The 21,073-nt window shown below is 38.8% G+C and carries 18 protein-coding genes; all 18 read left to right on the top strand.

The window, feature by feature from the left end:
- Window positions 1-2 precede the first annotated feature (2 nt).
- Entirely contained in the window at window positions 3-1,091 is a 1,089-nt protein-coding gene (locus tag BN6559_RS07495) for a GerAB/ArcD/ProY family transporter (protein WP_110954138.1), read from the top strand.
- A gap of 138 nt (window positions 1,092-1,229) precedes the next feature.
- On the top strand, window positions 1,230-1,478 hold the full coding sequence (gene spoIIID, locus BN6559_RS07490) for a sporulation transcriptional regulator SpoIIID (RefSeq protein WP_110954137.1): 249 nt from the start codon (window positions 1,230-1,232) through the stop codon (window positions 1,476-1,478).
- Window positions 1,479-1,607: 129 nt separating this feature from the next.
- Window positions 1,608-2,636: a rod shape-determining protein gene (gene mreB, locus BN6559_RS07485; protein WP_110954136.1), complete on the top strand. Its 1,029-nt coding sequence runs from the start codon at window positions 1,608-1,610 to the stop codon at window positions 2,634-2,636.
- A gap of 31 nt (window positions 2,637-2,667) precedes the next feature.
- The gene (gene flgF / locus BN6559_RS07480; RefSeq protein ID WP_110954135.1) at window positions 2,668-3,417 is read left to right on the top strand and encodes a flagellar basal-body rod protein FlgF; all 750 of its coding nucleotides are present in this window, start codon (window positions 2,668-2,670) and stop codon (window positions 3,415-3,417) included.
- Window positions 3,418-3,569: 152 nt separating this feature from the next.
- Window positions 3,570-4,358: a flagellar basal-body rod protein FlgG gene (flgG, locus tag BN6559_RS07475; RefSeq protein WP_110954134.1), complete on the top strand. Its 789-nt coding sequence runs from the start codon at window positions 3,570-3,572 to the stop codon at window positions 4,356-4,358.
- A gap of 10 nt (window positions 4,359-4,368) precedes the next feature.
- Window positions 4,369-5,340: a flagellar basal body P-ring formation chaperone FlgA gene (gene flgA, locus BN6559_RS07470; protein ID WP_110954133.1), complete on the top strand. Its 972-nt coding sequence runs from the start codon at window positions 4,369-4,371 to the stop codon at window positions 5,338-5,340.
- 9 nt (window positions 5,341-5,349) lie between these two features.
- Window positions 5,350-5,952, top strand: coding sequence for a flagellar basal body L-ring protein FlgH (locus BN6559_RS07465; RefSeq protein ID WP_199883830.1), 603 nt, complete (start codon window positions 5,350-5,352; stop codon window positions 5,950-5,952).
- Window positions 5,953-5,964: 12 nt separating this feature from the next.
- A complete protein-coding gene (locus BN6559_RS07460; RefSeq protein ID WP_110954132.1) occupies window positions 5,965-7,080 on the top strand; it encodes a flagellar basal body P-ring protein FlgI in 1,116 nt (371 codons plus the stop codon).
- Window positions 7,081-7,095: 15 nt separating this feature from the next.
- A complete protein-coding gene (locus BN6559_RS07455) occupies window positions 7,096-7,479 on the top strand; it encodes a rod-binding protein (protein WP_110954131.1) in 384 nt (127 codons plus the stop codon).
- 73 nt (window positions 7,480-7,552) lie between these two features.
- Window positions 7,553-8,959 carry a phosphodiester glycosidase family protein gene (locus tag BN6559_RS07450; RefSeq protein ID WP_110954130.1) on the top strand — a complete coding sequence of 469 codons (1,407 nt, stop codon included), beginning with the start codon at window positions 7,553-7,555 and terminating at the stop codon, window positions 8,957-8,959.
- A gap of 79 nt (window positions 8,960-9,038) precedes the next feature.
- Window positions 9,039-9,338, top strand: coding sequence for an HlyD family secretion protein (locus tag BN6559_RS07445; protein WP_110954129.1), 300 nt, complete (start codon window positions 9,039-9,041; stop codon window positions 9,336-9,338).
- 39 nt (window positions 9,339-9,377) lie between these two features.
- Window positions 9,378-11,141: a SpoIVB peptidase S55 domain-containing protein gene (locus BN6559_RS07440; protein WP_199883829.1), complete on the top strand. Its 1,764-nt coding sequence runs from the start codon at window positions 9,378-9,380 to the stop codon at window positions 11,139-11,141.
- A 560-nt stretch (window positions 11,142-11,701) separates the two neighbouring features.
- On the top strand, window positions 11,702-12,472 hold the full coding sequence (locus tag BN6559_RS07435) for an MlaE family ABC transporter permease (protein WP_110954127.1): 771 nt from the start codon (window positions 11,702-11,704) through the stop codon (window positions 12,470-12,472).
- Between the two features lie 10 nt (window positions 12,473-12,482).
- Window positions 12,483-13,244, top strand: coding sequence for an ABC transporter ATP-binding protein (locus BN6559_RS07430; RefSeq protein ID WP_110954126.1), 762 nt, complete (start codon window positions 12,483-12,485; stop codon window positions 13,242-13,244).
- Window positions 13,228-14,499 carry an MlaD family protein gene (locus BN6559_RS07425; RefSeq protein ID WP_110954125.1) on the top strand — a complete coding sequence of 424 codons (1,272 nt, stop codon included), beginning with the start codon at window positions 13,228-13,230 and terminating at the stop codon, window positions 14,497-14,499. Before BN6559_RS07430 ends, BN6559_RS07425 begins: the two co-directional genes overlap by 17 nt.
- A gap of 98 nt (window positions 14,500-14,597) precedes the next feature.
- Window positions 14,598-15,893: a TolC family protein gene (locus BN6559_RS07420; RefSeq protein ID WP_199883828.1), complete on the top strand. Its 1,296-nt coding sequence runs from the start codon at window positions 14,598-14,600 to the stop codon at window positions 15,891-15,893.
- Window positions 15,894-16,089: 196 nt separating this feature from the next.
- Window positions 16,090-20,370, top strand: coding sequence for a translocation/assembly module TamB domain-containing protein (locus BN6559_RS07415; protein ID WP_110954123.1), 4,281 nt, complete (start codon window positions 16,090-16,092; stop codon window positions 20,368-20,370).
- Between the two features lie 15 nt (window positions 20,371-20,385).
- On the top strand, window positions 20,386-21,024 hold the full coding sequence (locus BN6559_RS07410) for a sigma-70 family RNA polymerase sigma factor (protein WP_110954122.1): 639 nt from the start codon (window positions 20,386-20,388) through the stop codon (window positions 21,022-21,024).
- Window positions 21,025-21,073: the final 49 nt, after the last annotated feature.

Here is a 21,073-nt window from a genome sequence, read left to right as displayed (position 1 = left end):
AAATGCAAAGAGAAATGATTTCAAAAAATCAGATGATTTGTATCGTAATATTATTTTTATTTGGCAGTAATGCTGTGATGGGCGGGAGCTGGCGGGTCGGACAAGATGCGTGGATTGCAATTTTAGTTGCCTTAGCAGCTGGGACTGTTCTTGCGCTCATGTATGCTCGCATCATTCGTTTATTTCCACAAAAAAATATTTATGAGATAGCTGAATATGTCTTTGGTAAGATCATTGGAAAAATATTAATTTTCCTTATGGTTTGGTATGCTGTTCATTTAAGCGCGATCTTACTTAGACTGCTTTCGGAATTTACTAAAATTGCAATGCTGCAAGAAACACCGCATTGGGCAATGATTCTTTTGATTATATGTGTTACTGGATATATTGGCGTAAGTGGAATTAAAACTTTGGGCAGGTGGCTTTTTATTGTTCTGGCATTTTATTTACTTTCTGTACTCGATATATCCGTGATGTCATTATCAGAATTTAAAGTGGCAAATCTTTTCCCGATCATGGAACATAACATTGCAGATATTGGAAGCGCCAGTCTTAAAATTTTTACGACAGCTTTTGGTAGTACTGTGCTTCTTTTGGCGTTGACAGATTCGCTTGAGAAAAAAGAAAATCCTTATAAAGTCTACCTATATGGTATTTTTTTTGGTACGGTAATCTTACTCTTTGTGTTTGTCACAAATGTAATGTTTTTAGGAGTTCCGATGCTGGAAAAATCATATTTTCCATCCTATACAATGGCTAGATTGGTCAATGTTGGAGATTTTCTTTCGAGGGTAGAAAGTATTATTTATTATAATTTCTTGCTTACGGGCATTGCAAAGCTTGCGATTTGTTTACTAGCTGCGATAAAAGGTGTAGAAACGATGTTTAAAACAAGAAAGCGAGGCTGGATTTTGCTTGCCCTTAGTGTTGTAGTTTTAGTTGCGGGAATGAAAGGCTTTGCCAACGCAAATGAGGTATTTAGTTTTGTGGATATTTTTCAATATTACGCGCTGTTATTTCAAATCCTGATTCCTTTTATTGTATGGATTGGGGCGGAAATAAAGGTAGCTAGACAAAGAGGAATAGAGTAAATAACATGTTGAAAAATAGTTGTTTACATAGCATAAGATCACACTTACTTTAGTATAAGTGCGGTCTTTTTTTGTCTGTTCTGCTTGCCAGATTGTTTGCATATAGTATGTTAGCAAATAGTTTTAGGGGGCAGAGGAATGAAGGAATACATTCGTAAACGCGTGTTAGATGTTTGTGATCATATCTTACAGAGTAAACATACGGTTCGGCAGGCGGCAGCAGTTTTTGGTGTTAGTAAGAGTACGGTTCATAAAGATATGATTGAACGATTGCCTCTCATCAATAAAAATTTGGCTGGAAAGATCCGGTTAGTTTTAGAAGAAAACAAAGCAGAGCGTCATATTAGGGGCGGAGAAGCGACACGAAAAAAATATAAAAATTGTTAGATTTAAGCTAAAAATGAAGGATTTAATTGTAAAATGTAGAATAAACAATGTTAGGCATAATTGTATGCAAATCGGTTTGAAATATAGAAGATCGTAATCGTATATTGCAGTTTTGGAAGGGGATTATTCATGTTTGGAATGTCAATGGATATTGGTGTAGATTTAGGAACTGCCAATGTTTTAGTGTATATAAAGGGGAAAGGTATTGTATTAAGAGAGCCGTCAGTGGTTGCAATTGATCGTGATACCAATAAAGTACTTGAAATTGGAGAAGAAGCACGTCGCATGCTTGGACGTACGCCGGGAAACATTGTAGCGATTCGTCCGCTTCGTGAAGGCGTCATTGCAGATTATGATACAACGGAAAGCATGCTGCGTCATTTCATTGAAAAAGTTGCGGGAAAAAGCTTCTTATTCAAACCTCGTATTATGGTTTGTATTCCTTCTGGCGTAACCACGGTTGAAAAGCGCGCGGTATTAGAGGCTGCAGTACAAGCAGGTGCACGGAAAACGTATCTGATTGAGGAACCATTAGCTGCAGCACTTGGTGCAGGGTTAGAAATTTCTGAACCATACGGTTCGATGGTGGTTGACATCGGTGGCGGAACAACGGATGTTGCAGTAATCAGTTTGGGCGGAATTGTAATCAGTGAATCACTGCGTATTGGCGGTGATAAATTTGATGAAGCAATTGTTCGTTATGTAAAGACGGAATACAATATTATGATCGGTGAACGAACGGCAGAAGAGGTTAAGATCAATATCGGCAGTGCGATTATGGATGCACGAAGCGGGACTTTAGAAGTACGTGGACGGGATTTATTAACCGGTTTGCCTAAAACGATTAAAATGGGCGTAAATGAAACTTGTGAAGCACTTCGTGAACCCGTGGCTCGTATTGTTCAATGTGTGAAAAAGGTTCTTGAGGATACACCACCGGAACTTGCGTCTGATATTATGGATCGTGGTATTGTAATGACAGGCGGCGGTTCGTTATTATACAGTTTAGATAAATTAATACAAAAAGAAACAGGGATTCCTACATATTTAGCCGAGGAACCATTATCTTGTGTTGCTTTGGGAACGGGAAAAGCTCTAGATTCTATTGATAAAATAGAGGATAGTTTGACGACGTTAAGAACAAATACTAGGTCTTAGTAATAAATTTAACTTCTGGAGGTATTGGATTATGCTACGCGGACTTTATACAGCGACAGCCGGAATGGTAACCGAATCACTTCGGACGGATGTTATTGCCAATAATTTAGCAAATGTTAACACTGTAGGATATAAAAAAGATGAAACGATTAGTTCTGAATTTGAAGCAGTTTTGTTAAAGCGTATAAATGATGGACAAGTTACCCCCGATGTTGGTGGTTTAGGCAGAGGGTCTCAGGTAGATGAGATTGCAACGATCTATGAGCAGGGCGCGAATCAGCAAACTGGAAATCAATATGATGTTGCAATTCATGGTACTGGGTATTTTGTGATTGAAACACCTGAGGGAGAACGCTATACGCGCAATGGTTCTTTTTCAAGATCTTCGGCGGGTGAATTGGTGACACAAGATGGTTCGAGGGTTCTGGATCAGAATGGTCGTCCGATTCGTATTCCTGATGGCGGGAATTTAACGATTGGTGCAAAAGGTGAAATTACATTGGATAATCAGCCTGTGGGCGTATTGGGCTTTGTTGAGTTTGAAAACGACAGACGATTGACAAAACAAGGAAGCAATCTATATATCGCGCCACAGAATGAACCAACAAACCCGGCAACAGGTACGTTACAACAAGGCAGTTTAGAAATGTCGAATGTAAATGTTGTATCGGAAATGGTAAAATTAATCAACTGTTATCGTACATATGAAGCAAATTCAAAAGCTGTGACTACGCAAGACAGCCTACTTGATAAAGCGGTCAATCAAGTTGGAACGGTTTAATAAAAAACATTTAATATTTATGTCATTTCTTACGATATTATAATAGAAGGTTTATTTAGAGATCATAATTTTATAAGAAGAATATTTTGTAAATGTATGATTTTTAGCATAGTTATGGAGTTTAAAGTTAAAATAAACGGAGGTTTTTCATTATGATGAGAGCACTTTGGACTGCCGGATCGGGAATGGCAGCACAACAAAGTAATATTGATGTAATTTCAAATAATATAGCCAATGTAAATACAACTGGCTATAAGAAGCAACGTGCTGAATTTCAAGATTTAGTATATCAAACATTGAATCTCGCTGGTGCGACAACTGGCCCGGATACACAGCTTCCAACAGGCTTACAAATGGGGCATGGGGTTCGTTTATCCGCTACAAATAATGTACATACACAAGGTAGCCCGCAAAGTACAGGCAGTGAATATGACATGGCAATTCAAGGAAAAGGTTTTTTCCAAGTTACGATGCCGGACGGTACAATTGGCTATACGAGAGATGGATCTTTTAAACGAGATTCTGAAAGTAGATTGGTAACGTCTGATGGGTATCCTATGGAACCAGAAATTTTAATTCCGGAAGATGCTACTGACATTTCGATATCAGCTGATGGACGTGTATCGGTAAAAATTCCAGGGCAAGCAGCAACTGAAGAAGTTGGACAAATTGAGTTAGCTCGGTTTGTAAATCCCGCAGGACTATCAAGAATCGGTAAAAATCTCTATGAAGAAACAGAAGCTTCTGGAGCGCCGATTGTAAATGCGGCTGGAGAAGATGGTACTGGTACAATTCTTCAACAATATCTTGAAATGTCAAATGTGCAAATTGTTGATGAAATGGTAAATATGATCGTTGCACAACGTGCGTATGAAACAAATTCAAAAGCAATTACTACGTCGGATTCGATGCTTGAAATTGCAAATGGGTTGAAACGTTAGGTGTAATTTTATGGTAAGAAAAATATTGCTGGCCTTGGCGGTAAGCTTTTATTTATCGTTTCGTCTGGTGATAGCTTCACCAATTGAAGTCAATACATATGATACGGTGGAAATTGTTGGTCCTGATATTTTACTTGGTGATATTGCGGTAATTTCAGGAGATAATCTTGATCGAGTTGCTGCGTTAAAATCTCTAAAGATTGGAAACGCTGCAAGTCCAGGCAATAGTGTTGTATTTACGAATGAATTGTTGGGAATGCGATTGTCGGCGGCTGGTGGAGATTATACTGATATTACATGGCAGATCAAGCAGCCTGTCATTGTAACAACAAAAGCGCAAAGCATATCAGCTGATATGCTTATTGCATTTGCTGAAGATTATATTAAAGAACAAATTGGAACTGCAAAGATATTTCATATCGATCATATGAGTATTCCGAACGCAGTAATAGCACCGGATGGAAATTTGAGCTTTAGAGTGGATTTGCCGTATGGAATCCGATATAATGCACCGACAAATGCGATTGTGAATATTTATATTAATGATTACCTATATAATAAGTCAAATATTCGCTTTAAAGTGCGTTCTTATGAAAAGGTCGTTGTCATCAATCGAACTTTACCAAGAAAGTATATTTTAACAAAAGAAGATGTTCGTTTAGAGAATTCTGATACGAGTAAGCTTGAGCCAGGGTATATCACTGACATTGATCAAGTCATTGGTCTGGTGACGAAGCGGGTACTGCAAGATGGTACGCCGCTTAGCAAAAATATGTTAGAAAAACCGGTTATCATAAAGCGAATGGCAATGGTAAATATCGTGTCGAATATAAATGGGATCGTTGTTAAAGTAGATGGACAGGCATTGCAAGATGGCAGAGAAGGCAGTTTTATTCGTGTTAAAAATGTAAATTCAAATAAAATTGTAAGTGGTAAGGTAATAGATAGTTCTACTGTTGAGGTTTTAACTCATAAAAGGTAGGTGATTTTCGTGAGAAACTTAAATAAATTATTGGGAGTATTGCTTGTTAGTTTCGCTGTACTGGCAAGCAATGCGATGAGCGTTCATGCAAGCGAGGCTTCCCTTTGGTCGGAAGATTATAATTCCGTAAGTCTCTTTGCTGATCGCAAAGCGAGAGCAGTCGGTGATTCACTTACGATCATTATTAATGAAAGTTCGTCGGCATCGAAATCAAACAGCGCAAGCAATTCAAAATCTGGCAGTAATGAGTTGTCGGCAGGAACGGGAATTTTTCATTTTTTAGCGGCAGCAAGTGCGAGTCAGTCTGATTCTTTTAAAGCAAACGGCAGTTTAAGTAATACGAATCGAGTAACTGGTAAGATTACCGTGCAGGTCGTTGAAGTGAAACCAAATGGAAATATGGTGATTTCAGGAACTCAAAGTATCATCCAAAACAAGGATGAACATAAAATTACGATTACTGGGATTGTTCGTAAAGATGATGTTACCGCGGATAACACCGTATTATCATCTTTAGTATCTGATGCACAGTTGAAATTCGATGGTAAAGGTCCGTTGAATGCAAAACAGCGTCAAGGTATTTTAACACAAGTATTTAATATCTTATTTTAGTGGAGGCTTAGTATGCGTAAGTTTATTGCGGCAATGACCTTTTTATTCGTGTTTGGTTCGTTGATTACATCAGCCTTCGCAGCATCGAGTACAGTGAGCACAAGAATCAAAGACATTGCAAAAGTGCAGGGCGTTCGTTCCAACCAATTGGTCGGATATGGCTTAGTGGTTGGCTTAGCAGGAACTGGTGATTCCAATAAAACACTGGAAACACTGCAATCTGTGAGTAATATGTTAAAAGAATTTGGTGTATCCATATCGACGGCGCAGCTTAAGACAAAAAATGTCGCGGCAGTTATGGTTACAGCACAATTGCCGCCTTTCGTAAGAGAGGGCGATACAATTGATATTACTGTATCCTCGATGGGCGATGCAAAAAGTATTCAAGGTGGGACGCTTTTGCAAACGCCATTAAAGGCGGCGAACGGACAAGTTTACGCTGTTGGGCAAGGTGCGGTATCTACAGGAGGGTTTGCTGCCGGCAGTGGTGGGACTTCCGTACAGAAGAATTTCCCTACCGTGGGCATTACACCGAATGGCGGTATTGTCGAACGTAGTGTAGAAACGAATCTGGCTTCTAACGGAATGATTACTTTGTCTTTGCGGAAAGCTGATTTTACGACAGCAACAAGAATAGCCAATGCCGTTAATTCTCAATATGGTGGCATTGCAACTGCCAGTAATCCAGGCAGAATCGATATTACAGTTCCTTATATGTATCAAAATGATGTGGTTGGTTTTGTTGCCAATATTGAAGATTTATATGTAACACCGGATAATATCGCAAAAGTTGTTGTCAATGAACGAACAGGAACGATTGTTATGGGTGGCAATATTGCGGTTGATGAAGTTGCAATTGCCCAAGGTAGCTTAAATATAAGCGTTACAAAGAATACAGATGTAAATCAACCGCCGCCATTTAGTATGGGAGAAACGGTTGAAACGAAGAATACAGATGTAAATGTAGATGAAGAAAAAGCACATACGATTGTACTTCCGGCAACGGCAAATGTAAGTGATGTTGTAGGCGCGTTGAATGCTGTTGGGGCAACATCGCGTGATATTATTTCCATTTTGCAGGCCATTAAAGCTGCAGGGGCACTTCATGCAGACTTAGAAATTATCTAAATGTAGGTGAATCATATGCAAATTGATAACGTTTCCTCGGAAAATATCATAAATCAATACGCTTCGGCAAAACATAATGCAGATGGGGCTTTTTCCAAAACCTTGGAAAAAGCTACTGAAAATGCAGCAACAGCAGCAGATGATGCAAAGTTAAAAGCAACGTGCAAGGAGTTTGAGGCACTGTTTCTAAATTACATGTATACGCAAATGCGTGATACGATTCCCGAGAATTCTCTGATCGGGGAATCAAGTGGCGAAAAAATTATGCAATCCATGTTAGATACAGAATTGACCAAAAACATGGCAAATGCAGGAGGAATTGGCCTTGGAAATATGATTTACAAGCAATTGTCGATGAGTATGAAGGCCAAACCTAAAAATGATTTAGGTGCAATTTAATTTAATAATACCTGCCAGGCTCCGTGCAGCCTGGCTTTTTTTCTATAATAAGCAGTAGGAAGTGTAGATAAAGATGAAAAATTTAGTGAGACGCGTTGGCCTGTTTGTGATGATGTTATTACTTATTTCACAAATTGCTTTTGCGGCAAAATTATCAACGAATGTAAGTGGAATACGTTCCAGCCAAAGTGCTGAGGCGGTCAGAATCGTTTTTGATGTAGATTCGATTCCTGAATATAAAGTAGTGACGGCAAATAACGGGACGAGTATTGTGATTGATATGCCGAGTACAATCAATAAAACATCTCTGAAAGAATTGCCGATCAAAGATACTTTGGTACAAGATGTTACATTTAAAGATATCAATAAGACCACATTTAGGGTTACGATTCATTTAAAACATAACGTGCTTTATAAAGTTAATCAATTAGCAAATCCAAATCGCATTTACATAGATATAATCAAAAATTTTAATCAAAAATTAGTAGATCAAATTGCACCCGGAGTGGAGCATATTACTTTACTTAGAAGCAATGAAAAGGGAATGCTTACAGCCAATTTTTTAGCGATTGACGGTCAAGCAAACTTTAAGCTTCAGCCGATGCTTGCAAATGGTAAAATTGCCGGTCGTGAAGTTTTAAGCTCAATTGCAAGTTCCGCCAATGCTTTGGCAGCAATAAATTCATCTTATTTTGCAACCAATGGAGAAATTATTGGTTTGACAAAGATGCATAATAAGATTGTCAGTACAACGTACCTTGCACGCGGTGCATTTGGGGTAAAAGCCGATGGAAAGCCAATGATTGGGCAGGTGAACTATTCTGGGACTGTCACTTTAGCAAATGGAACATCGATTCCCGTATCTGGTGTGAATTGTGAACGCGGTGAAAATAATTTGACACTCTACAACGCTTACTATGATGACAGTACAAAAACAAATGAGTATGGAAATGAATACATCGTGAAAAATGATCGAGTGATTGCAATACGTCAAAATGATTCTCCACTCGAGGAAGGAACTGTTGTTGTATCTGTGCATGGAACTAGTATGGAAAAGTTAGCTGACGTAAAGGTTGGCGATGTTCTTAAGATTCGGGAGGATTTGGGCCCTGTTTGGAACAATGTACCGGAAATTATGGGAGTTGGCCCATTATTATTAAAGAATAATAGTTTGAATGTAACTGTAGAGGAAGAACAATTTGGTCCGGATGTCGCAAGTGGAAGAGCTCCTCGTAGTGCTGTTGGCATAACGAAAGACGGGCACGTTATTTTAGGCGTTGTAGATGGTAGGCAGAGCCATAGCATCGGGTGTACTTTAAAAGAAATGGCATTGTTGATGAAGGAAATGGGCGCAGTTGACGCAGTTAATTTTGATGGCGGCGGCTCAAGTGAGATGGTCATTGAGAATGAAGTAATCAATAAACCATCTGACGGAAGAGAACGCAGTATCGGAGCAGCGCTGGTAGTTTTATCAAAATAGGAAGAATCCGCTTGCTATTCATTTGTAATAGGTTATAATGAATGCATAGCAAGATTTTATATTAAGGGGGTAGAATTCGATGCTCCAAAAAAAGACATGGATCATTCTTGTTGTATTGTTATTGACTGTTACTGGGGTTTGGAAAGCAACAGCTAGCTCTTTAATAGAACAGCGGTCGGTACTATCAGGAGAAGTTGTATCGACAATTGCAGTTGGAACGACTGTAAGTGAAGGAACTGAACTTGTGCGTGTTACTACGCTTGCTGGGTCAGCTACTGCAGCTAGAGCAACAACAGCAGGAATTATAAGAGAAATTACAGTGCAAAAAGGGAGTAAAATAAATAGTGGCGACGTTGTAGCTCGCATTGAAGCACGATAGAGAAAGGATGAATTTTTATTGCGATGGATGAGGGAAACTTTGTTTATACTTTTCGCGCTTTTGCTATTACCTCTCAGTAGTGTAAGTGCTGCTCCAGAGATTATGACAGCAGACCAAGTACTACCAGGTATGCAGGGAATTGCGAAAACAGTGATTCAAGGAACAAAGATTGATACATTTGATATTGAAATTATCGGTGTGGTGCAAGAAAGTGATGCGAGTGAAGGCCGGATTTTGGCGAAAGCATCGGGTGCGGTAATTGATAAAACTGGCGGTGTACTGCAGGGGATGAGTGGCAGTCCGGTTTATATTGATGGAAAGCTCATTGGCGCTGTATCTGGCGGCTGGAAAGATATTGATAATCGTACCTGCCTGATAACACCGATTGCCGATATGTTGAAACTTTGGGATATGCCGGAAGTAAGTGGTAGAAAAATTAAACAAGTAAATTTAAAAGAAGTTCTAAAAAGTTATGAATCAAAAGAAGATTCTGTGACAGTTAAAGAGGAGTCCAAAGAAAAAGCGCTTGCGACACCTATTATGGCGGCTGGATTGAGTGATGGTGCGCTTGCACTGTTGACGGAAAAATTAGAACCATTTGATATGGTTCCTTATGCGGCCGCTAGTGCGCAAGGTAATTTTGCACCTGTTACAATTGAACCGGGAAGTTCAATTGGTGCGCAGTTGGTGCGTGGTGATTTCAGTTTAGCTGCAATTGGCACTGTAACTGCTGTAGAAGATGGGAAAGTTTTGGCTTTTGGTCACCCGTTTTTACGGAAAGGGAATGTCAACTATTTTATGACGGATGCGAATATCATTGGTACAGCTAGCGGGTTAAACACCGGATTTAAAATTGGTGTTCCAGGCAATTTGGTTGGTGTTATTCAGCAGGATCGAACTTCTGCTATTGCTGGAAAACTCGGTAAGTATCCAAGTGTAATTCCACTGGAAGTTCGTGTAACGGATAAGCAGCTCAATACAACGAAACGTTACACAATGCAAATCGCGTATGACGAACAGTTGGCATCAACACTTACGGCAACGATGGTTTATAATGCGATTGATAAAACGATCGATCGTACTGGGGAAGGTACAGCTAAAGTAAGCTTTGAGATTTTATCAAGTGCACTGTCTGATGGTGTTTTGAAAAGAGATAATATGTACTATAATCCACAAGAAGTCGGCAAATTAGCGATTGGCGAAGTTTTCCAAGCGATGGATTTATTGTGCAGTAATAATTTAAATGAAGTCGATATATTTAGCGTAAAAGTGAATATTGAGATTGAACAAGCGAGAAAGACTGCATCAATCCTTGAAGTAGTACCAGATAAACCGGTTGTAAAACCAGGTGAAAAAGTAAATCTTGCCGTTAAGTTAAAACCGTATCGTTCAGATGAAGTTGTGGTTGTAGTTCCTTATACTGTACCTAAATATCAGGCACCAGGAATGATGGCATTAGAGGTGCGCGGTGGAGGGCTGGTTCCAATCATGCAGCTTCTCATGCAGCAGCAAGGTATTATGGAACTTGGAATGCAAGAGGAAAAAAATAAGCCATTAGATAAAACAATACAAGAATTTATGGAAGCAAATAAAAACAATGAAATCATTGTAGAACAGGCGATCGTACCAAATGAGCAGGAAATGCAGGCTGAAACGGTACATCCTGTTGCAGTGGATAGAAGTAAGAATGTAGGTCACGAAGTTAAGGACACAAATAAAGAAATGAAAAATACGAAATTTGCGACTGAGTATATTATTGATAATTTTGTACAAACATCCGTGAATGTACAGTCAGCAAAATAGCAGAGCAATCAGACATAATTTGAACAAGCTATGCAAATTTATATGCCGATTTAATTGGCGTAAAAGTAGGCTGTCAGCTGTTGAAAGATGATTAGATGCCCACTGTGTGGAGTGTCGTATTAAACGGCACCCCGAATGTTTTCGTACCTGGCCTTTTCCGGAAAAATACGTTCCGAAGGATGAAAAAAGATCAACTTACGTTAAGAAATCCGTTTGTCTGAGCGAAGCGAGTTAAGGATTTTAGTAAGTTGATCTTTTTTTAAGTATTTTGGAGGTTTGAGGCCTAGACTTTTTGGTCCTTTTGTGTCGATGACAAAAGGACATTTATGCGTTACATGATACATTCAGCATTTATGAGTAAAATTTTAATGCTACAGCTGCATAAGAGTATACATCACTTGTCCGCAGTCTATCTGCGTTTTACTCTGTTGACAAGAAAAGTAATAAAACTTGCCAAAAGTTGCAGGGAATTGACGAAAAATATAGAATAAAAATAGTACACTAATATTTACTATTATAATTTGCATATTTTTATATTGGGTGAGGGAGAAAATGTAAATATGGTTGGTTACTTGGAAAAAGTTGGCCGTAGTGTGATCGCATCTATGGAAGCTTTTGGTGCGGTAGTACTGCTTATCTATGAAGTTTTCTGTCAACTTAAAAAGCCGCCTAAAATAAAACATATATTGGTGCAGATGGCACATTTAGGTGTGGATACGCTGCCGATTGTATTACTTATGATTTTATTTACAGGAATGGTTATTACTTTGCAGACAGCGCAAGAATTTATTAAATATGGTGCGCAATCGACGGTTGGTGGTGTTGTAGCGATTGCAATGGGACGTGAGCTCGGACCTGTTTTGACAGGCGTGGTTGCTGCCGGGCGTGTTGGTGCTGCGATTACTGCAGAAATTAGTACGATGAAAGTTACAGAACAAATTGATGCGCTAAGAGTGATGGCGACAAATCCGGTAGGGTATTTGGTCATTCCACGCTTGATTGCTTGTATGCTGACCTTGCCGATTTTGGTTGTGTTTGCTGATGTGGTTGGTACGATCGGCGGTTATTTAGTTGCTACTTTCTATGCGGGGATCAATTCGGTAACTTATATACAATCGATTCTTAACTTTACTGTATTGCATGATATTACAGGCGGATTAATCAAAGCGGTTTTCTTTGGTGCAGTGATTGCGATCGTTGGTTGCTATAAAGGCTTGAACGCCCCGGATGGAGCTGTTGGTGTTGGACAAGCCACCACGGGATCTGTTGTTATTTCGATTGTTATTATTTTTATTTCTAACTGTTTCTTATCGTTGATTTTGTATCGCTAGAGGTGCTGGTGTGATTAAATTAGTGAATGTAGATATGGAGTTTAAAGAGAAAAAAATTCTGAAAAATATTAATTTAGGAATAGAAAAAGGTGAAACACTAGCTGTTATCGGTGCAAGCGGATCCGGTAAAAGTACGTTACTGCGTCTGATGATTGGATTGCTGAGGCCGACTAAAGGAGAAATTTGGATCAATGATACGGAGTTATCAAAATTAGGTGAAAGCGCGCTTGATCAGGTTAGGCTGCAAATGGGCATGGTATTTCAATATTCCGCTTTATTTGATTCAATGACTGTTGGTGAAAATGTTGCCTTTGGACTGAGGGAACATCAAAAATTAAGTGAAGCTGAAATTGCAGCAAAGGTTCATGAAAAATTGAAAATGGTAGATTTAGAAGGCTATGAAAACTATATGCCAAATGAACTGTCTGGTGGGATGAAGAAAAGGGTTAGTCTGGCACGGGCGATTGCTTTTGAGCCAGATATTGTTTTATATGATGAGCCAAGTGCAGGTCTTGACCCAATTATGACAGCGAAAATTGACAGTTTGATTGTGCATACGCAAAAGATGTTAGGCGTTACTTCTGTTGTTGTGACACATCACATGGAAAGTGCGTTTCATATTGCCGATCGCATTGCCATGATCCATGAAGGGCAGATCATTGCACTTGGAAATGTTGATGAGATGAAAAATACAAAAAACCCAATCGTGAAAGAATTTATTTATGGATCGAAAGGCAGTCTAAGGAGGGGCAAAGATGACAACAGAAGCTAAAGTCGGTGCATTTACCATTGCTGGACTGGCGCTCTTCCTTTATGTAGTACTGCAATTTGGCGGTATGGGGATGAGCGATAAGGGATATCCTGTCAATGTTGTTTTTAATGAGGTCAATGGATTGAAACCGGGAAATCTTGTCCGGTATGCTGGTGTAGATATAGGTAAAGTAGATGAAGTTCGTGCGGAGCCCGATGGAGCAAAAGTGCGATTGCTGATTCACCACGATGTTAAGATTCCGGATACTGCTTTGATTAGTATCGGAGCAGATGGCCTTATGGGAGAAAAATATATTAGTATCTCTCCTGGCGCAGAAACGGGAAACTTTTTGAAAGCAGGCGATGTGGTCAGCGGAAAAGATCAGCAGGGTTTGGATCGATTACTAGTTACCGCGGACAGTGTTTTATTGGATATTCAAAAATTAGTGCAATCATTAAATAAAATTTTTGGTGATGAACGCGTACAAAATGCGATGATTGATTCGGCGGTCAATATAAAAGAATTAACTGCAAATTTAAATCAAATGAGTATGGTTATGGCGCGTATGGCAATCAATAATGAGCAGGATGTAAAAGCGATGGTGACAAATTTAAATCTGATGTCAGGCAGTATGATGCGTGCTGCTGCTCGTGTTGACCAGATGCTTGCAAACTTGGATAATGACGGACAGACAGCAACTGATTTAAGACAGGCCATTGCCAACTTGAATGCGACGAGTAAACGTATAGAACATATGGCTGTTTCTGTTGAATCGTTTGTTACCGATCCAGAGACTGCAGAAAATTTAAAAGTTACACTGCGTAATGCGCGAGGTGTCAGCGAGAAAGCAGATCGTATGATGCAGCAGGTATCGAGTATGAAGGCACAAACGAGTGCAGAAATTCTTTACAGTGCGGGAGATGATCAATATAAAGCCAATGCAGATGTAAAACTTCATACGTCGCCAAATGATTTTATTCTAGTCGGGGTAAACGATATTGGTGAAAGCAATAAAACGAACTTGCAGATTGGTTCAGGCAGTGATAAATTTACAGGACGAGTAGGCGTTATCAACAGTAAAGCCGGTATTGGATTAGATACAAAAATTAATCAGGATTTTAAGATGTCAGTAGATGCCTATGATCCTAACGACGTTCGTGTAAAGCTAAGAGCAGAATATGAAGTAGCGCCAAAAACTTTTATCGTTGGTGAAACGGACGGGATTAATAAAAGCGATGATCGACAATCCTTTGTGGGTATGCGACAATCGTTTTGAGGATCATTTTGGTTGACACCTAAATCGATAAAGAATATAATAAATTATGAAATTTGACTGTGTAGTCAGATTCGTTAAGCTTAGGAGGAAAATTAATCATGATGAGATATAGTTTTAAGAAAAATTTGACTGCGATGATTCTATGTGGATTGTTAAGTTTAACCAGCGTTACAGCTTTTGCTAACGAGGTGGATTTAACCTTGGAAGAAAGTATTGAAATGGCATTGAACAATAATCAAAGCATTAAAATTTCCAGCGCTGAACAAGAAGGTGCTAAGGCTGATTTAGCAGCGGCAAAAGGTGGGAAAAATGTTTCCATTGATTTCGTGCATACAGACGGCCGGTCGAAAAACTTGAATTCTTCGACAAACAACTTTTTCACCTCAAATTCTTTTGGGAATAAAGTAGGGGCTTCTTGGCGTGTTTATACAGGCGGCAAGCTTGAAGGTACGATCAACAGAGCAAAACTGAATACGGAAGTCAGTGATTTGTCACTGGAAAATACAAAGCAAAAAGTTAAGTTAGATGTAACAACGAACTATTTTAATATTTTGCAATCTGCTGATGTTGTAAAAGTCAGTGAAGAGTCTGTCAACACCTTAAAGGGGCATTTAAATAATGTACAAGCGCAATATGCTGTGGGGACGGTTGCAAAATCTGATGTTCTTCGTTCAGAAGTTGAATTGGCAGATGCAGAACAGACTTTGATTAAAGCAAAGAATAGTTATGATTTGGCAATGTCGACATTTAATAATGTAGTTGGGTTACCGCTAGACACTAAGGTCAACATTCAAGATACCTTAAAGTATCAAAAATATGAAGTTTCTTTAGATGACAGTGTTGCTTATGCGCTTGCAAATCGTCCGGATGGGATCGCTGCACAAAAAGCAATTGAGATGTCAAAAGAAAGTGTAAATGTTGCCAAAGCTGACCAAAGACCGAGTGTAGTATTGGAAGCGAATAAAAAATGGGCAGATGATGAATTTGCCGGCACGGAAGATAATGGCTGGGGTGTAGGCTTGACAACAAGCTGGAATATTTTTGACGGCAATGTAACAAGATCAAATATTAAAAGTGCAGAAGCCGGCGTATTGAAAAGTGTAGAAACAGCAAAACAGACCCAAGATGCAATTCAGTTAGAGGTACGTCAAGCTTATTTGAATATGATAGAATCTGAGAAGCGGATTCAAACAAGTCAAGTGACGGTAGAGAAGGCACAAGAAGATTTAAAAATTGCGCAAGTGCGTTATAGTGCCGGCGTAGGTACAAATCTTGATGTAATGGATGCGCAGGTTGCTTTGACACAGGCGCAGAATAATTATATTGCTGCATTATACGACTATAATACAAGCAAAGCATCGTTAGACAAAGCAATGGGGATCGCGGTAGAATAAATTTTCGTAAAACAGGGCTGTTACAAAGTGTTGTAGCAGTCTTGTTTTGTTATATTCAAAGAATTTTCAAATTGTAGTAGTTTAAAATAGTATTCATTTGGTAGAATGGTAAATTTTAATTACAGGAAGTAGATACGCTGATGGCGAAATAAAGCAAAATATATGTTTGCAGATATTTAAGTTGGAGGATAGTTGTATGGGGCGTAAGGCATTCATCGTAATTGTAGGTTTCATTTTTATCATTGGCGTTGGCGTTTTCTGGTGGATAAAGAGTCAATCTTTTATGACAGAGTCGGCAGCGATCTTGTCATCGGAAATTACAAAGACGATCAATACGAAGATCGACATTGCGTCTGTACAAATAAAATCACCGACAAAAATAGCGGTGGATGATATTACGCTTTATACGAAAAATGGCGACGTTTTGGCCAGTGCGAAGAATGTGGATATTGCGTTCAGCCCGTTTGATATGATACGAGGAAAGTCTATTGTGCAAACCATTGACAGAGTAACGGTCGATGCTGCATTTTTAAGTCTTATACAAGACGAGGATGGTAAGTGGAATTATGAAGAGCTGTTATCGGGCGAGCGTAGTTCACATGATTTTAAAGGAAAAGTAGAGCTGAAAAACTCCGTTGTAAAATTAAGTGCTGATCAAAAAACACTCCGTTTAGAAAATGTAAATGGAAGTTTGGATTTTGTTAGCCAGCCATCGATTGCTATGGCTATTTCGGTGGAACATAATGGAGCAAATTTAGATGTATCGGGAACTTTGGGTGGCGAGCGGCAAGCTGTCAGCGTAAAGGCAAAAGATATTGATTTAGAAAATTATTTGGAATTTTTACCGGATAATATGGCGATTCAGGTGCAGAAGGGGAATTTAAAACAACTGGATATGACTGTTTTAAAGGTAAATGATGCATATGAATTCACAGGTGAGACTGTGATTTTAGGTGGCAGTGTGGATGTAGAGGGCACAGTCATTGATCAAATTGATGGATTGTTGCTTTTCAATGAAAAAGAGGTACGCGTATTTAGCCGCGGCAAAATTGCTGAGCAGCCAATTGTTTTAAGAGGTACAACAAATCTTGATGTCGTTAAGCCTTTAGTCAATTTGCAATTGAGCTCAAAAGGGTTTGATGCGAGTAAAGTTTTAAACGAGTTTCCACTCAAGGGGCCGATCGCTTTCCAAGCAAATATTCATGGTGAATTTGATAACCCCGTAATAAGCGGTGCGTTTGATGTCGCTGATGGCACTGTATATGACTATAAGATTCATGATGTAAAAACAAAATTGAAGTTTGCAAATCATATTTTATTTGTAGAGCAGGCGACGGGTTCTGCGTTTGGCGGAACATTTAATTTGCAGGGGCAAGTCGATACGGATACGCAAGCGTATAATTTGCAGGCGAAAGTAAAGCAGATTGCGCTGCATGATTTAAAGCAGTATATTCCTGAAATGACAGGACAAGGAGAGGCGGATGTTGTCATCTCAGGTAAAGGGACAACAATAGATGATAACCTTGTCGTGTATGGAAACTTAGGAATTACCGATGGAAGTTATCAGGGGATTGGATTTAAACAACTGGATACAAGTTTTTATAAACAAGGAGACCGTATTGCGATTGATTATGCCAATGTAGCTTTAAATGAAGGGAAAATTAGTGCAGAAGGTGCAGTGAATGGCCAAGCTTTAGCTTTAGCTTTTTATGGTTCAGGCGTTGGTTTGCAGCAAGTCAGTGATTTATATCCAGACATCCTCTTAAATGGAGTGGCAGATTTTACAGGGAAAATCTCAGGAACATTCGCATCACCAGCGGTTCAGGCAAATTTCTTAGCTTCTAACGGAAATGCTTTCTATCAACCCTTCGAAGTTGCAAAAGGCAATATTACGGTGAACGGAAACCAATTATATATGCATCATGTTGATTTGCTTGATGGTGTGTCAAAGCATGAAATCAATGGCAGTATTGGATTAACGGGTTCTCATGGATTGAACCTGACTGTCTTATCCAGACAAGCAAGAATGGAAAATATAGCAAAATTGTTATTCCCAAATGAAGATATTACTGGGAATGTAGATAATGACGTCACGATCACTGGGACTTTGGATGATATTAATGCAGAAGGTGAGCTGCGGTTCCATGAAGGCAGTTTCCGAAAAATTTTATTAACGAGTGCAACAGGGCGTTATGTGCGTAAAAACGGACAAACCGAATTAAAAGATTTCGTCATTAGTGCACCGAGTTTACATGTTAAATTAAGCGGTATATTAAAAGCGAATGAAGATCTTGATTTTCAGATCGTTGCAGATGATATTCAACTGGATAAACTTCGTTTGCAGCTGCCTTATCCGGTACAAGGAAAGGCAAAATTTGTCGGAAGTTTACAGGGCAATGTCAACGAACCGATTTTTAACGGACATTTGACTGCGGATGCTGTTACCTTTAATGGGCAAGAATTAAAGGCGATTGATGGAAAAATTAATTTTGATCACCATATATTGAAATTGAACTCCCTTAATTTTAAACAAGAGGAAAGTAAGTTTAGCTTATCGGGAAATATAAATACAGCTACAAATCAGATCAAAGGTGATTTAGATGTAATGCAGGGGAATTTGGCTTCCATTTTAAAAATCTTGAATGTAGATCAGAACTGGATTGATGGAATGCTTAATGGGAATATTCATGTAGAAGGGACGACAGACAGTCCCAAAGTTCGGTTGTTAGGAAATTTAAAAAATGGGTCACTGAAAAAGTATGCGTTGGATAGTGTTGATTTAGATATCTTCTTGGATGACAAATTGGTTACGATCACGCGTTTTGATGCCGTTCAGGGAAATGGCCGCCTGGTTGCGCAAGGGAAAATGAATTTGGGCGGAAATTTAGATATTGAAATTGCTGGACAGAATATTGACGCTGGTTTGTTAACCAGTTTGGCAGATTATGATGTGGATACAAAAGGCCTTTTAAATTTTGGTGCACAAATCACAGGTACAGTAGAAAATCCGAATGCCAATGTTTCAGTTGATGTGCAGGGTGGTGGCGTGAATACAGCAACCTTTGATTCCTTGTATGGAATGTTTATATTACAAAATGGAATTATCAATGTGCAGCAGATTCTTGTAAATAAAGGATCATATAAAGCAAGTGCCTATGGCATCATTCCGTTGGCGGCGATCACCAAAGATAAGGGTCAGTATGCAGATGTAAAAGAACAAATGGATTTGAAAGTATCGTTAGATCAAGCGGATCTTAGTATTTTACCGTTATTGAGCAAACAAATTGAGTGGGCAATTGGTCCGACGAAAGGAAATATTACGTTGAATGGGACAATTGCAGAGCCATTGATCAACGGCAGCATTACGGTAACGGATGGTGCGGTTAAATTTAAAGATCTCGCAAAACCTGTCCAAAAAATGGTGCTTGATATTCAATTCCTAAATGATAAAATAGATTTGCAAACCTTTGAGGGTGTCATGGGTAACGGGTCCTATAAAATGTTTGGGACAAGTCAAATTACAGGTGACGGTTTAAAAGATTATAATTTTGAACTTAAATTAGATCAATTAGAGATTGCAAATAAATATTATACCGGACCATTGGAAGGGACATTGACATTAACGGAAAATAAAGGTGTGCCGAAAGTTGCCGGCAATTTAAATTTTGAAAATTGCACTTTGGATATTCCGGCAATTCCCGAAGGCGAAGAGCAGTTGCCGCATGTTCGTTTAGATATTGATGTAACTGCTGGAAAGAAAGTTCGTTTATATAATTCCTTCTTATATGATATTTGGTTTGAGGGATATGCAAATTTCTCGGGCAGTACGATTCATCCGCGTACTTCCGGGGAGTTTCAGGCAAAACGCGGAACGATTAGTTATCTAAAAACTCCATTCAAAGTCAGAGAAGCGACAGCTTATTTTAATCAAGTAGGTTCTTTTTTACCAACCCTTTCTGTAAATGCTGATACGCGGCTTGAAAGTACAAAAGTATATTTGAATATTGATGGACCGGCAGATGCGATGAATATTCGGTTAAGTTCTAGTCCGGCGATGAATGAACAGGAACTTTTGACATTATTAACGCTGCGGAGTCGTTATAACAGCAAAAATAATGATGACAGTTTTGGTCGTGATGAATTGACTTCAATGCTGAATATTGGCTTGCAAATGAGCTTTTTAAATGAGCTTGAAAATATGGTTCGCAAGGCAATTGGGGTAGATGAATTTAACATTGTGCGTGATACATTGTCTGCACAGTCGGTCAATAATACTACAATGGATCGGGAAGTATATAATGTAGAAATCGGCAAGTATTTAAATGATAAAACGATCTTGCAATATACGGCAGGTGTAGATCATGATGCGTATAAATTTGGTGTTCGTTATGAATTTGATCATCGATTCAGCTTGACCAGTGATATTGACCAAGATAGAAATACTGCAGTTGGCCTAGAAGCCAGGATTAAGTTTTAATATGGGGTTGATAGAATGGAACTAGATGCATATTTAAAAGAATTGAAAAAAATAAAAATGCTGCAGTACGAAGAAGAAAAAAAACTATGGCAATCGTTTAAAATGCAGCAGAATATGAAGGCTAGAGAAATTTTAATTGAAAGTTATCAACCCCTTGTATTTAAGGCTGTAATGCAGTTTAAGATTACCGGTCAAATGATGGATCTCGTGCAAGAAGGAACCGTTGGACTTATTGAAGCGGTAGAAAATTATGATCATGAACGCAATGTCGCATTTAGTTTATATGCCTTGCATCGAATTCGCGGACGTATGCTGAATTTCTTAAAGCAAGAAGGTTGTTTTGCGTTGACTTCTGTAGATAGCACAATGTATAATGATGACAGTTTAACTACATTAGAGGAAAATATTGTCGATCCAGAACCGGCTGTTGCGAAACAGGCTGAACAGAATTTTTTAGTTGAACAGCTAAAAAATGCAATGCATCGATTGCCTGAAAATGAGCAATTGGTTTTACAAAGTGTTTATATGAAGGACAAGGAAGTAAAAGAGGTTGCTGAGGATTTAGCACTGAGTCCTACCCATATATATCGTTTGCAAAAACGCGGCATAAAAAGAATTCGCGGTATGTTATCGAATTTGATGAAACATTGGTAAATGGTGAAAAATAGTCATTTTAAAGTGAATTTTAAAGGATACGATACAA

Source organism: Massilibacillus massiliensis (genome assembly GCF_900086705.1).
Taxonomy (GTDB): Bacteria; Bacillota; Negativicutes; order FLKF01; family FLKF01; genus Massilibacillus; species Massilibacillus massiliensis.
This window is presented reverse-complemented; position numbering and strand designations above follow the sequence as displayed.

Excerpts from the sequence above, each read along its gene's own strand:
- flgF (WP_110954135.1), top strand. The coding sequence starts at position 2,668 with ATGCTACGCGGACTTTATACAGCGACAGCCGGAATGGTAACCGAATCA.
- BN6559_RS07435 (WP_110954127.1), top strand. The coding sequence starts at position 11,702 with ATGGTTGGTTACTTGGAAAAAGTTGGCCGTAGTGTGATCGCATCTATG.
- BN6559_RS07445 (WP_110954129.1), top strand. The coding sequence starts at position 9,039 with ATGCTCCAAAAAAAGACATGGATCATTCTTGTTGTATTGTTATTGACT.
- BN6559_RS07460 (WP_110954132.1), top strand. The coding sequence starts at position 5,965 with ATGCGTAAGTTTATTGCGGCAATGACCTTTTTATTCGTGTTTGGTTCG.
- BN6559_RS07450 (WP_110954130.1), top strand. The coding sequence starts at position 7,553 with ATGAAAAATTTAGTGAGACGCGTTGGCCTGTTTGTGATGATGTTATTA.
- flgG (WP_110954134.1), top strand. The coding sequence starts at position 3,570 with ATGATGAGAGCACTTTGGACTGCCGGATCGGGAATGGCAGCACAACAA.
- mreB (WP_110954136.1), top strand. The coding sequence starts at position 1,608 with ATGTTTGGAATGTCAATGGATATTGGTGTAGATTTAGGAACTGCCAAT.
- BN6559_RS07455 (WP_110954131.1), top strand. The coding sequence starts at position 7,096 with ATGCAAATTGATAACGTTTCCTCGGAAAATATCATAAATCAATACGCT.
- flgA (WP_110954133.1), top strand. The coding sequence starts at position 4,369 with ATGGTAAGAAAAATATTGCTGGCCTTGGCGGTAAGCTTTTATTTATCG.
- BN6559_RS07495 (WP_110954138.1), top strand. The coding sequence starts at position 3 with ATGCAAAGAGAAATGATTTCAAAAAATCAGATGATTTGTATCGTAATA.
- BN6559_RS07415 (WP_110954123.1), top strand. The coding sequence starts at position 16,090 with ATGGGGCGTAAGGCATTCATCGTAATTGTAGGTTTCATTTTTATCATT.
- BN6559_RS07410 (WP_110954122.1), top strand. The coding sequence starts at position 20,386 with ATGGAACTAGATGCATATTTAAAAGAATTGAAAAAAATAAAAATGCTG.
- spoIIID (WP_110954137.1), top strand. The coding sequence starts at position 1,230 with ATGAAGGAATACATTCGTAAACGCGTGTTAGATGTTTGTGATCATATC.
- BN6559_RS07425 (WP_110954125.1), top strand. The coding sequence starts at position 13,228 with ATGACAACAGAAGCTAAAGTCGGTGCATTTACCATTGCTGGACTGGCG.
- BN6559_RS07420 (WP_199883828.1), top strand. The coding sequence starts at position 14,598 with ATGATGAGATATAGTTTTAAGAAAAATTTGACTGCGATGATTCTATGT.